The organism is Devosia sp. (genome assembly GCF_014860165.1).
In the GTDB taxonomy this organism is placed as follows: Bacteria; Pseudomonadota; Alphaproteobacteria; order Rhizobiales; family Devosiaceae; genus Devosia.
Genome location: NZ_JACZKG010000072.1, coordinates 199,185 through 212,343, shown reverse-complemented (window position 1 = coordinate 212,343; position 13,159 = coordinate 199,185). Strand labels below are relative to the sequence as shown.

The 13,159-nt window shown below is 66.1% G+C and carries 9 protein-coding genes; 4 read left to right on the top strand and 5 right to left on the bottom strand.

Annotation, left to right across the window (positions count from 1 at the left end):
* Positions 1–247: 247 nt before the first annotated feature.
* Entirely contained in the window at positions 248–1,111 is an 864-nt protein-coding gene (locus IH615_RS19275) for an aldose 1-epimerase family protein (protein WP_291364494.1), read from the top strand.
* 164 nt (positions 1,112–1,275) lie between these two features.
* On the opposite strand, the gene IH615_RS19270 is transcribed toward IH615_RS19275, so the two are convergent.
* Together IH615_RS19270 and IH615_RS19265 are read right to left on the bottom strand one after the other, a co-directional pair.
* Positions 1,276–2,628 carry a sigma-54 dependent transcriptional regulator gene (locus IH615_RS19270; protein ID WP_291364492.1) on the bottom strand — a complete coding sequence of 451 codons (1,353 nt, stop codon included), beginning with the start codon at positions 2,626–2,628 and terminating at the stop codon, positions 1,276–1,278.
* 37 nt (positions 2,629–2,665) lie between these two features.
* Positions 2,666–4,525 carry an ATP-binding protein gene (locus IH615_RS19265; RefSeq protein WP_291364490.1) on the bottom strand — a complete coding sequence of 620 codons (1,860 nt, stop codon included), beginning with the start codon at positions 4,523–4,525 and terminating at the stop codon, positions 2,666–2,668.
* A gap of 198 nt (positions 4,526–4,723) precedes the next feature.
* On the opposite strand from IH615_RS19265, the gene IH615_RS19260 reads away from it, so the two are divergent.
* The 3 genes from IH615_RS19260 (at position 4,724) to IH615_RS19250 (ending at position 7,761) form a co-directional block, all read left to right on the top strand.
* Positions 4,724–5,707, top strand: a complete 984-nt coding sequence (locus tag IH615_RS19260; protein ID WP_291364488.1) for a tripartite tricarboxylate transporter substrate-binding protein — start codon at positions 4,724–4,726, stop codon at positions 5,705–5,707.
* A 71-nt stretch (positions 5,708–5,778) separates the two neighbouring features.
* Complete coding sequence (locus tag IH615_RS19255; RefSeq protein ID WP_291364486.1) at positions 5,779–6,240, top strand: tripartite tricarboxylate transporter TctB family protein; 462 nt, start codon at positions 5,779–5,781, stop codon at positions 6,238–6,240.
* A gap of 15 nt (positions 6,241–6,255) precedes the next feature.
* Positions 6,256–7,761, top strand: coding sequence for a tripartite tricarboxylate transporter permease (locus IH615_RS19250; protein ID WP_291364484.1), 1,506 nt, complete (start codon positions 6,256–6,258; stop codon positions 7,759–7,761).
* A 139-nt stretch (positions 7,762–7,900) separates the two neighbouring features.
* Here IH615_RS19250 and IH615_RS19245 read toward each other — a convergent pair whose 3' ends face one another.
* From IH615_RS19245 to IH615_RS19235, 3 genes are all read right to left on the bottom strand, one after another.
* Positions 7,901–9,412 (bottom strand): ATP-binding protein, encoded by a 1,512-nt coding sequence (locus IH615_RS19245; protein WP_291364482.1) that lies wholly within the window; start codon positions 9,410–9,412, stop codon positions 7,901–7,903.
* 268 nt (positions 9,413–9,680) lie between these two features.
* A complete protein-coding gene (locus IH615_RS19240) occupies positions 9,681–12,227 on the bottom strand; it encodes an FtsX-like permease family protein (protein WP_291364480.1) in 2,547 nt (848 codons plus the stop codon).
* Positions 12,227–12,937 (bottom strand): ABC transporter ATP-binding protein, encoded by a 711-nt coding sequence (locus IH615_RS19235; protein ID WP_291364478.1) that lies wholly within the window; start codon positions 12,935–12,937, stop codon positions 12,227–12,229. Before IH615_RS19235 ends, IH615_RS19240 begins: the two co-directional genes overlap by 1 nt.
* Positions 12,938–13,159 lie beyond the last annotated feature (222 nt).

Below are 13,159 nucleotides of genomic sequence, written 5' to 3'. Positions count from 1 at the left end.
GGGGTCAAGCCTGAGGTTTGACCGGTGCCGATATCGGGGCTCCCGAAATACCCTCCCAGCCTCTCCCATCAGGGGAGGTGCCGCCCGGGGGGTGGGCGAGATCGCCACTACTTGCGCAGATCCCGCATTCGCCCCGCAAGGGCGCATTATCCGCATGGGGAGAAGGGAAAAGTGCACCAAGATTGCGTTGCGGGTGGTGCCAGGTGCGATCCGGCTGCATTAGGGTGGAGCCCATTGGGAGTTTTGCATGAGCAACATTCGTATCGCCAATGCGCATTTGACCGTCGAAGTCTCCCCGCTGGGATCGGAGATGCAGTCGATCGTGACCAGCGATGGACGTTCATGGCTCTGGCATGGCGATGCAGCATTCTGGGGCGGGCGGTCGCCGGTGCTGTTTCCGATGGTGGGCAAGTCACCCAATGACCAGGTGAGCATCGAGGGGCAGCGCTATTGGATGGCTCAGCACGGCTTTGCGCGGCGCAGCGAATTTGCGCTGGTCGATAGCGGGTCCGATTTCTGCCGCTTCGAACTGGTGGCCGGTGAGGCCAGCAAGGGAATGTATCCGTTCGACTTCGTGCTGGCGCTGGAGCATCGGGTTGAAGGACGGGCCGTGGTGGTGACGGCGGAGGTGAGCAATCGCGACCATCGGCCGATGCCGTACGGGATCGGGTTTCACCCGGCCTTCGTATGGCCGCTGCCCGGCTGCGCAGGGCTGGAGCATCGGGTGACGCTTGATAATGGCGGAACGCCGGTGCTGGTGCGCCTGTCGGGCGGGCTGGTGGCGCCGTTTGCGCTACCCTCGCCGTTCCAGGCGGGCGTGATGACGCTGAGCCACGATCTCTTCGAGGCCGACGCCATGCTGTTCCCCGAAGGCGCGGGGGCCGGGCTGACCTATGCTGCCGGGGATCGGGCGATCCGGTTCACTTGGGAAAATCTGCCGAACCTGGCCATCTGGTCGAAGCCCGGCGCGCCCTTCGTGTGCCTGGAGCCCTGGCACGGCACGGCGGCCGAGGTGGGCGAGAACGACGCGCTCGACGAGCGGCCCTATGTCGAGGTGCTAGGGCCGGGGGCGAGCGGACGGTACAGCTTCAGGGCGGAACTGGTGGGCTGAGATATATCAGTCGACTCTCTCCCCTTGAGGGGAGGGATCAAGGGTGCGGGAGAGTCTAGCCTGGATATCGGGGCTCTCATCCCCCACCCTAGCCTGCTACGGGCCGAACGGGCCGAGCGCCGCTACTCTCCCCGCAAGATGGCGGGTGACGCGGCGGGTGGGCGTTATCGACGAACCCCCAACCTGGCCATCTTCTCACTCAGCGTCCGTCTCGGCACCTGCAGGGCATCCACGACCGCGGCGATGGAATCGCCGTTCCGGGCCAGCTCGGTCTCGATGACGTGGCGTTCGTAGGCGGCGAGGCGGTCGGCGAGGCTGGCGGTGGAGGATATCGGCTTGGCGGCCTTTGGCCCCAGGATAGTGTCGAGCGAGCGGCCGGTGGCGTCGAGGCCGAGGGCGAAGCGGTCGGCGGCGGCCTTGAGCTCGCGGACATTGCCGGGCCAAGTGTGGACCAGCAGGGCATTGATGTCGGCCGGGTGCAACTGGGGCGCCGGCTTGTTGAAGCGCTGCGCAGCGAGGCCGAGGAAATGGTGGAAGAGCAGCACGCTGTCCTCGCCGCGATCGCGCAGCGGCGCCAGGTGGATGGTGGCCATGTTGAGCCGGTAGTAGAGATCGGCGCGGAAGCGGCCGGCTTCGCTTTCGGCGGCCAGGTCGACCTTGGAGGCGGCGACGATGCGGATATCAAGAGGGATCTGGCGGTTGGAGCCGACGCGCTCGACCATGCGCTCCTGGATGACGCGCAGGACCTTGGCCTGGGCCAGCATGGGCATAGATTCGATCTCATCGAGCAGCAGCGTGCCGCCATTGGCGAATTCGAACTTGCCGATGCGCTTGTCGCGGGCGCTGGTAAAGGCGCCGGCCTCATGGCCGAAGAGTTCGGATTCGATCAACTCGGCAGGAATGGCGGCGCAGTTGACGGCGACAAAGGGGCCTTTGGCGCGGGAGGAGAAGTCGTGGAGGCAGCGGGCCACGACTTCCTTGCCGGTGCCGGTCTCGCCGAGGATGATGACATCGGCGGGAATGGTGGCCAGTTCGCGCACGGCGCTGCGTACGTCTTCCATGACCCGGGACGAGCCGATCAGCCTGGTGGCCAGTTCAGTCTCGCCGCCATCCAGCTTGCGGCGCAGTTCAGCGACTTCGCGCTTGAGCCCGGTCTGCTCGGCGGCCCGGCGCAGCGTCTTGACCAACTGGTCGGGGACATAGGGCTTTTGCAGGAAATCGAAGGCGCCAGCGCGCATGGCTTCGACGGCCATGGGCACGTCGCCATGGCCGGTGATCAGGATGACTTCGGCGGCTAGAGCGCGCTCGCGCACCGTGCGCAGCAGGTCGAGGCCGGAGAGGCCCGGCATGCGCACATCGGTGAGGATGACGTCCGGGTGGATGTCATCAAGCAGGCGCAAGGCTTCGGTGGCGCTGCTGGCGACATGGGTATCGAAGCCGGAGAGGCGCAGCCACTGCTCGAGCGCAGTGCGCACCATTTCTTCGTCGTCAACGATGAGGATGGCGGGGTTGGTCATTCTGGCCAGTCCATTTCGAGAAAAGTTCGGTGGTCCATTATTGAGCCGCTGCCTCTCCGTGATTCGAGAAGACCACCGGCAGCCTTACGGTGAAGGTGCTGCCTTGACCGGGCGTGCTGGCGACGGTGATGGCGCCGCCGATGTCGCGGACCAGCCCATAGGAGATGGAGAGGCCCAGGCCGAGGCCGCGGCCGGCTTCCTTGGTGGAATAGAAGGGGTCGAACAGGTTGGCCAGTTCCCCCTCGGGAATGCCCGAGCCGGTATCGGAGACGGCGATCTCGACGTTGCGGCCATCGACGCGGATGCCGATGGACAGGACGCGGATGGCGGTGTGCTCCATGGCGTCGGCGGCATTGGCGATGAGGTTGATGAAGACCTGTTCGAGGTGGACCGGATTGCCGGTGACCTGCAGGTGGCCGCGGTAGCGGGTATATTCGACGTCGATGCCGAAGGCCCGCAGCTTGTGATCGACCAGGTCAAGTGCATTGGCGAGAACGGCGCCCAGGTCGGCCTGCGTCTCGATGCGGGTTTCCTTGCGGGCAAAGGTCTTGAGGTGGCCGGTGAGAGCGGCAAGGCGATCGACCACCTTGTCCATGGTGGAGAGGATCTGGCCGATATCGGCATCCTGCTTCTGCGCGGCGACGAGGCGGGCACTGGCAATATGGGTGGTCAGCGCGGCGACGGGCTGGCTCACCTCATGGGCGACGCCGGCAAGCGCCTGGCCCAGGCTGGCCATCTTGGCGGCCTGCACCAGCCCGGCCTGTGCTTCGCGCTGGGCGTTCTCGGCGCGAATGCGATCGGCGATTTCCTCGCGCAAAGCCGCGTTGGCGATGTGCAAATCTTCGGTGCGCTCGACGACGCGCTGTTCCAGGCGTTCGTGATCGGCGAGGCGCTGGGCAATGATGCGGCGGCGCTGGACGAGCAGCACGACGATCAGCAGCAGCGCAGCGGCGCCGAGGCCGGCGGCAGCGGCGGCGGTCCAGGCGCCGCCATAGAGCGGGGCAAGGGGGGTGAAGGCGATCAACTGCCAGCCATGCTTGGGCAGGCGCAGTTCCTGCATGATGAAATAGCCCGAGGTTTCCGGATCGTTGCCTGATAGCAGGGCGAATTCCGCCCCACGCGAAAACCAGCGCTCGGTGATGATGCCGGAATTGTCGACGCCATTTTCCCCGTAGCGCTGCTGGCTCGAAATGCCCTCGATCCGGGCGCGGGAAATGGTCTGGAGCGGGCGGTAGCGCCAATCGGGGCGGGTGGACAGGATCACCACGTCATTGACGTCGACAATGCCGATGAGTTCGCCCGAGCGCCACCAGGCAGCCTCGATCTCGCCCAGATTGATCTTGGTGACGGCCACGCCCAGGGGGCCGTCGGGGCCGTCGACACGCTGGGAGAGGAAGTAGCCCGGCACGTTGGTGGAAATGCCGAAGGCATAGTATTCGGCGCGGCCAAGCCGCAGGGCCTCGGCAAAATAGGGGCGGAAGGAATAATTGGTGCCGACCAGGCTGGTGAGGGTCCACCAATTGCTGGCCGCGACCACGGCGCCATTGGTCTCCATGAGAAAGATCTCGCCCGCTCCGGCGGTCTCGTTGAGCTTGGAGAGAAAGCCATTGGCCGCCTCGACGGCGGCCGGATTGTCTGGATCGGCCAGCGCCGCACGGGTCTCGGGGGCCTGGGAGATGGCGACGGGGAGGTAATGGAAGCGCTCGATGATGGCTTCCAGCGTGCGTTCGAACAGGGCGAGGCGACGCTGGGCCTGCTCGCGGGAATCGTGGACCGTTGCGTTGAGGGTGGTCTCGAAGGCGACCCATGCGATCACCGCGACCGCCGCCAGTCCCATGGCGCCGAAGCCCAAGTGGCGGCGACCAAACCAGTTCCGCAATGTGGATCGAAGGCTCACTGGCGTGTTTCCACTCGGCGATCGGCAAGAAATTGCCGATAATCCGGCCGAAGCTAAGCAAGTTCTTGCCGGTTTGGCCGATGCGATCAAGGAAAAAGCATATCAGCCTTGCGCTTGGCGCGTGGCACACGGCTTGCATTGCTGAGACCGACCCCCGGGGAGGAATGCCGGGATCAAAACCAATGGGAGGACAACTCTATGAAGACCATCGTCAAGATTCTGGCTGCGAGCTTTGTTGCCGGCTCGGCGCTGAGTGCCGTAACCGTCATGGCACAGGACTATCCGAACCAGCCTGTGACCATTGTTGTGCCGTTCTCGGCCGGCGGACCCACCGACACGGTGACGCGCCTGGTTGCCGCGGCCATGAGCGAAGACCTTGGCCAGCAGGTTGTGGTGCAGAATGTCGGCGGCGCCGGCGGTACGCTGGGTGCCGGCCAGGTGGCCGCTGCCGCCAATGATGGCTATACGCTGCTGCTGCACCATATCGGCATGTCGACCGCTCCGGCGCTCTATGCCAGCCTGCCTTATGACCCGATGACCGATTTTGCCCCGATCGGGCTGGTCACCGAAGTGCCGATGACCATCGTGGCGCGCAAGGATTTCGAGCCGGCTTCGCTTGAGGACCTCATCGCCCACGTCAAGGCGAATGGCGAAGACGTCACCTATGCCAATGCCGGCATCGGCGCGGCAAGCCAGCTTTGTGGCATGCTGTTCATGAATGCACTCGACACCAAGATGACCGAGGTGCCTTATCAGGGTACCGGCCCGGCCATGACCGACCTGCTGGGTGGCCAGATCGACATGATGTGCGACCAGACCACCAATACGACCAGCCAGATCCTGGCGGGCGAGATCAAGGCTTATGCCGTGACCACGCCCGAGCGCATCGCCGTGCTGCCGGAGGTGCCGACCATGGCCGAGGGCGGCGTCGAGAATTTCGAGCTGGCCATCTGGCATGGGCTCTACGCTCCTGCCGGGACCGACCAGGCCATCATCGACCGCCTGTCGGCCTCGCTGCAGAAGGCCCTAGCCGATGAGACGGTGGGCAACAGCTTTGCCGAGCTGGGCACCTATCCGGTGCCGGCCAGCCAGGCCACGCCGGCTGCCCTGGCGCAGAAGCTTGAAGGCCAGACCGCCCTTTGGGCTGCGGTGATCGCCGATGCGGGCATTGCGGCACAGTAAGCCACAGAGCCGATAACGGCCAAAGCCCCCCCGGCCCGATGGGCCGGGGGTTGCCATAGGGAGAGGGAATAATGGCACTCAATGCATCACGGAACGACCTTGCCTCGGGGGCACTGTTCGTCGCCCTGGGCGGCTATTTCGCGCTCGAAGGCCTGAAATACGATTTCGGTACGCCGTTCCGCATGGGGCCGGGCTTCATGCCCGTCGTGCTGGGTGGTGTGCTGGTGGCGCTGGGGGTGGCTGTTGCGGCCACCGGCATCGGCAAGCCGGATGCGGAGGCGGCGCCGGCATGGCCATGGCGCGGCATTGCCCTGGTGCTGGGCACGATCCTGTTCTTTGCCGCAACGATACGCGGGCTGGGTTTCATTCCGGTGGTGCTGATTGCGGGCTTTGCGACAGCCTTGTCGAGCAGCCGCAACTCGCTGCTTGCCGCGCTGGTCGTCAGTGCGGGGCTCTGCGTGCTGTGCCTGCTGATATTCAAGGTCGGGCTGGGGCTGCAATTGCCCTTGTTTGGGCCGTGGCTGCGATTCTAGGCCGGGAGAAACCAGATGGACCTGATATCCTCGCTTGCCCTGGGCTTCTCGGTTGCCCTCGATCCCATCAACATCCTCTACTGCTTCATCGGCGTGCTGCTGGGCACGCTGGTGGGCGTGCTGCCGGGCATCGGCCCGACGGCGACCATCGCCATGCTGCTGCCCATCACCTTCACGCTGGGGCCTGAGACGTCGCTGATCATGCTGGCGGGTATCTATTACGGCGCCCAGTATGGTGGCTCGACCACGGCGATCCTGATCAACCTGCCGGGGGAGAGCTCATCGGCGGTGACGGCGATCGACGGCTATCAGATGGCGCGAAAGGGCAGGGCGGGCGCTGCTTTGGCCACGGCGGCCATCGGCTCGTTCTTTGCCGGGACGGTTGCGACGCTGCTGCTGGCCTTCTTCGCGCCGCCCCTGGCGCGGGCGGCGCTCAATTTCGGGGCGCCGGAATATTTCTCGCTGATCGTGCTGGGCCTGCTGGTTTCGATTGCCCTGGCGCATGGCTCGATCCTCAAGGCGCTGGCCATGATCGTGCTGGGGCTGCTGCTGGGCATGGTGGGCCAGGATATCTATACCGGCACACCGCGCTTCACCTTCGGGGTGCGGGAGCTGTTCGGGGGGCTGAATTTCGTGGCTGTGGCCGTGGGTGTCTTCGGCGTGGCGGAAATCCTGCGCAATCTCGAAAACGAGAAGGAGCGCGAGGTCGGCGTCAAGGCGGTGACCAATCTCTGGCTGACCAAGGACGACATCAGGCGCATCGTCGGTCCGGTGCTGCGCGGCACCGCGCTGGGCTCGGTGCTCGGCGTGCTGCCGGGCGGGGGACATATCCTCTCGTCCTTTGCCTCCTACTCGGCGGAAAAGCGCCTGTCCAAGACGCCGGAGGAATTCGGCAAGGGCGCCATCGAGGGCGTGGCCGGGCCGGAATCGGCCAATAATGCGGCGGCGCAGACCAGCTTCATCCCACTGATGACGCTGGGCATCCCGGCCCATCCGGTGATGGCGCTGATGATCGGGGCGTTCATCCTGCAGGGCATCACGCCCGGCCCCAATGTCATCAATGAAGAGCCAGCGCTGTTCTGGGGCATCATCGCCTCGATGTGGATCGGCAACCTGCTGCTGGTCATCCTCAACCTGCCGCTGATCGGGCTGTGGGTGAAGATGCTGACCATTCCCTATCGGGTGCTGTTCCCGGCCATTGTGCTGTTCGCCTGCATCGGCACGTTCTCGATCAACCAGAATATCTACGACATCTATGCCATCGCCTTCTTCGGCATCGTTGGCTACCTGCTGATCCGGTTCGGCTGCGAGCCGGCGCCGCTGCTGCTCGGCTTCGTGCTCGGGCCGCTGCTGGAAGAGCATTTGCGCCGGGCGATGATCATTTCGCGCGGCGATCCGATGATCTTTGTCGAACGACCCATCTCGGCGACGCTGCTGGGCATGGCGCTGCTGGCGGTGATCGTGGCGGTGCTGCCGAGCATTCGGAAGAAGCGCAACGAGGTGTTTGTCGAGGAGGACTGAGGGTGTCCCTCCCCTTCGGTTCGACCACGGCGTCACCCCCGGGCCCAGGCCCGGGGGTGTTTTTTTTGGCCGTCAAGTGAAGCGCCCTCGGGTCAAGCCAGAGGGTGACGACCTGTGGGTGGGTGAGGTCGTAGAGGGATCACTCCGCCGCGCCGCGCTCGTCGATCATGGCGTCGGGGCCGTTGGGGTCACCCGGAGCCGTTTCGGCGCCGAGATCGGGGAAGGCGACGACGCGGTTGTTGCGGAAGTCGAGGCGGACCACGAGCAGGCCGCGTTCTTCGAACCAGGTCAAAAGGCGCCGGGCGCGGCTGGCGGAATGGGTGCCGTAGAGGCGGGCGAGGGTCGCGTCGGAGGGGCAGGGGGCGCTGGTGAGCGCGGCTTGCGCCAGGACGAGGAAGACGCCCTGGACGTCGTCGGTGAGGGTTTCGGACAGCGCCAAAGCCTGCTGCCAACCGTCGGACTGAGCGACTTCGCGGTCGGGGGCGACGCGGGCGACGGCAAGGCGGCGCTTGAAGGCGGGCAAAGCCGGCGGCTCGCCCGGGACGCGGCGGATGCGACAGCGGACGAGAAAATCCTGATAGAGCACGGCGACGGTGCGGAAGCTGGCATCGGGGTCGCCGAGCAGTTCAGCCATGATGGCGTCAATCTGGGCGTCGCGCTCGGCCTGGTCAATCTCGGGAAACAGGGTCTGCGGGGCTTCTTCGGCCGGCGGTCGGGCGCGGGAGAGCTGGGCCAGCAGTTCATTGGTCGAGGGCGGTGGCGGCGGCGCGGGGCGCCTGACAACCGGGCGGGCCTGCTCTTCGGCGGAGGCGGTGAAGATGAGGTCGGCGGCGTCGACCGGCGCTTCGGGCAATGGGGTCAGCTTGGGGCTGGTGGAGCGAGCCGAGGTCTCGACATGGCCGATGGTCACCGGCAGCGGCCGGCGGGAAATGGCGGGACCCAGGGCGACGAAATGGCCGCGGGCAAGGTCGCGGAACTGCTCGGCCTGGCGCTTTTCCATGCCCAGGAGATCGGCAGCGCGGGCCATGTCGATATCGAGGAAGGTGCGGCCCATCAGGAAGTTGGACGCTTCGGCGGCGACGTTTTTCGCCAGCTTGGCGAGGCGCTGGGTGGCGATCACGCCGGCGAGGCCTCGCTTGCGGCCGCGGCACATCAGGTTGGTCATGGCGCCAAGCGAGAGCTTGCGGGCTTCGTCGCTGACTTCGCCGGCGACCGCGGGAGCGAAAAGCTGGGCTTCGTCGACAACGACGAGCACGGGATACCAGTGGTCGCGCTCGGCATCGAACATGCCGCCGAGGAAAGCGGCGGCGGCGCGCATCTGCTGCTCGACATCGAGGCCTTCGAGATTGAGCACGACCGAGACGCGGTGCTGGCGGACGCGGGCAGCGATGCGGGTGAGCTCGGCTTCGGTCCTGTCAGCATCGACCACGGTGTGGCCGTAGCGCTCGCTCAGGGTGGTGAAATCGCCCTCGGGATCGATGATGCATTGCTGCACCCAGGGGGCGGATTGCTCGAGCAGGCGGCGCAGCAGGTGCGATTTTCCGGAGCCGGAATTGCCCTGGACGAGCAGACGGGTGGCCAGCAATTCCTCGAGATCGAGCGTGGCGGGCGTCGTGCCGCCGCTCATGCCCATGTCGATTGCTACCTTCATCTGGTCTCCGGGGGCGATCCCGGTCAATCGGGCATCACGCAGGTCTGGAACTGGCGAGCAGACTTAGCACCGGCGCGGGCGATTCGGGGAATCGTGGTGGGGGAAGTCACAGGAGACGAAGGCGAGTCTTTGTCGGATACCCCTCCCAGCCTCCCCCTGATAGGGGGAGGAATCCGCGCGGTGGTTGGGGCGAGATGCTGTCGAACGCTCGATCTGTTCCTCCCCCTTTTTCAGGGGGAGGTTAGGTGGGGTGTTCTTCCTTCGGGGGCTACAAATCCCGCAACAACCGCGCCGGTCGTGCCGAGGCGGCGCGCAGGATGGTCATGGCGCCCAGGGTGGCGGTGATGGCTATGGCGACCAGCAGGACGACGGCGAGGGCGTCGGTGTTGACGGTGAAATCGACATTGAGCATGAGCATGCTGACCACCCAGCCCAGGCCGATGCCCAGCAGAATCGCAGGCAGGGCAGCGAAGGTGGCCAGGACAAGATATTGCATGAAGGCGGTGGCCATCAGCTCGAGGCGGGTGGCGCCCAGCACCTTGGTGATGACGGTATCGGCTTCGCGCTGGCGGCGCCCGGTGGCGAGGCTGCCCACGAGGACGAGCAGGCCATTGCCCACGGCAAGTCCGCCCACCAGCACCGCGGCAAAGGAGAGCTGGCTCAGCGCATCGGTGATCTGCTTGAGCGTGTCGCCGATTTCGATGAAGCGGATATCGGGGAAATCGGCGGCGAGCCGGCGCTCGACGGCCTCCTCGCGGCCGGGCAGGGCGGTGACGGCGGCAAAGAGCGTGGTGGGATAGGCGTCGATCACGCCGGGCGAGAAGGTGGCGAGGAAGTCGATGCCGCCCTGCCAGGAATAATCGCGGAAGCTGGTTATGGTGGCGGTGATGGGTTCGCCGAAAATGGAGAAGGTGAGCGTATCGCCCAGATCGACGCCTAGGCCGGAGCGCAGGCTTTGATGAAGGGATACCAGAGCCGGGCCGGTATGATCGGCCGGCCACCATTCCCCGGAGGTGATGCGCGAGGAGGCGGGGAGCTGGCTGCGATAGGTGAGCGGCACTTCGCCGGCCAGGAGGAACGTCGCCTCGGGGCCGCGGGTGCGGACGCTGGCGGCCGGCTGGCCGGCAATTTCGGTCAGCGCGCCGCGCAGCATGGGGGTGGCGACGAAGCGGGGAATGTCGGTGCCCGACCCGGCAATGGCGGCGAGGGAGTCCACTTCGTCGGGGAAGAGGTCGGAGGCGACCAGGGTCGGCACGTCAAAGGCGGAGGCGCCGAGGAATTCCTGGCGCAGGTTGGTCTGGAGGACCAGCACGACGATGAGCATGGCCAGGGCCATCCCGGCCGAGACGACCACCGAAGCCGCATTCTGGCCGGAGCCGGAAATGGCGCGCAGGGCATGGCGGGGAATGCGGGCGCGAGGCTCGGGCAGGCGAGCCAGGCCAAACTGGATGGCGCGGATGAACAGCTCGAACAGGATGGCAGAGGCGGCGCTGGCAAGGCCGAAGGCCGCCACCAGCATGGCATCACCCGTCATCAGCCAGGCGAGGACGAAGAAGGCGATGGCGGCGGCGGCAAGCGGCAGGACCTGCCAGGAGAACAGGAGCGCGCGCCAGTCGATCGGCGCGGCGCCCAGGCCCTTGGAGCGGAACAGCAGCACCGGGCGGACGGCCTGGGCCTGTTGCAGCGGCAGATAGGCAAAGGCGAAGGCGGTGACGAGGCCGGCGGCGGCGGCGACCAGCAGGGCTTGCGCGTGCAGCGTGGCGGCCAGATCGATGCCGACGGCGCGGCCGATGACGGGCAGGACGGCAAAGGCGGCGCCGCCGCCAATGAGGAGGCCAATGCCGACGCCGACGGCGGCGAGGGCGGCGACCTGGGCGAAGAAGTGGATGAAGATACGCGAGCGGGTGGCGCCCATGGAGCGCAGGATGGCGATGACGCTGGCGCGCTCGGCGATATAGGCCTGCATGCCGGTCCAGACGCTGACGCCGCCAATCAGCAGCGAACCGAGGCCGACGATGACCAGGAAGCGCATGAACAGGTCATAGTAGCGCACCATCTGGCCCAGGCCATCGCGGGCGGAGCGCACTGTCCAGCCGCTATCGGCAAAGGCGGCTTCAAGGGAGGTCTTGCCGGCCTCGGCGTCGCGATCGTTGAGCAGCAGCTTGTAGCGGTACCAGGTGCCCAGGCCCGGCAGAGGCGAAGTGCGGTCGGAGACGCCAGCGAAACCGGCATCGGTGACGACGGCAGTGAGCCCGAGGCGGAAGCCGCGCACCGGGCCATCGGGCAGCTTGGTCAGCGTGCCGCGAACCTGGAACTCGGTGCCACCCAGGCTGAAGCTGTCGCCGATGGCGAGGCCGAGCTGATCGAGCAGCACCGGATCGATCAGCGCGCCATGGATATCGTCGGTTGGCGCCAGGAACTGGTGGACCGACTGGCCTGATGGCAATTGCGGGCTCAGGACCTGGCCGAGCAGTGGATAGGTGGGGCCGACGGCGGTGAGATCGACGAAGGCATCGCCGCTGGCGGATTCAGCGCGCAGGTTGGTGTCGACGATGGTCGAGACGGCGCCGAACGTGTCCATGGTGGCGCGCTCGTCCGATGTGGCGAGGCGATCGGCGCGGGACAGCTCGACATCGCCGCCCATCAGCTCGGCGGCGCCGTCATCGATGGCGCGAGTAATGCTGGCGCCCACGGAATTGACGCCCGAGATCAGCGCCGTGCCGACGGCAAGGCAGACCACCAGCAGCACGAAGCGGCGCAGATCGCCGCGCATGTCGAGCAGGCCGATGCGGATGGCGCTCCAGACGGCGTGCATCAGCGGGCCACCGTGGTTTCGGTCAGTTCGCCTGCCATCATGGTGAAGACGCGATCGGCGCGGGCGGCCAGCAGCGGATCGTGGGTGATCAGGACCACGGCGGTACCCTGCTTACGCGCAAGATCGAACATCAGGTTGACGACGATGGCGCCGGTCTCCTGGTCGAGATTGCCGGTGGGCTCGTCGGCCAGCAGCAGAGGCGGATTGGCGACCATGGCGCGGGCGAGGCCGACGCGCTGCTGCTCGCCGCCCGAAAGGGCCGAGGGGCGATGATGGAGCCGGTCGCCCAGACCGACGGCGGTGAGCGCGGCGGCGGCCTTGTCGCGGATTTGTGACAGGGTGAGATCGGGGGCGGCTATTTCGAGCGCGAGGCCGACATTATCATGGGCGGTCAGCGAGGGAATGAGGTGGAAGCTCTGGAACACGATGCCCAGCGTGCGGCGGCGGAAGCGGGCCAGATCATCTTCGTCCAGCGCGCCCAGATCGGCGCTGTTGACGATGACCTGGCCGGATGTGGCGCGCTCGAGACCGGCCAGCAGCATCAGAAGGGAGGTCTTGCCGCTGCCCGAAGGGCCGACAATGGCAACCACTTCCGATGGTGCGACGCGCAGCGACACGCGCTTGAGGATGTGCAGCGGCTTGCCCGCAACGTCCAGACGATAGTCAACGTCGCTTGCCGCAATGATCGGCGCATCAGCAGTAGTAGTCACCAGAACCGTTCCCCCTGGCGTCGGGACCGCGTCGGCTGCCTGGGGAGAGCTTGGCAACCATTCCGGGTTCCGGCGCTTGTGCCAGCGTCGATTTGATCGCGACGGAGCTGGCAAACATGATTTCTATCCGTCAGTCGGTAGCGAAATCGTAACAACACCGTCAGATGTGTCAGATTTTTATTGCCTTCGATATGTCTGCACTGGCTGACTTAAACAGAATCT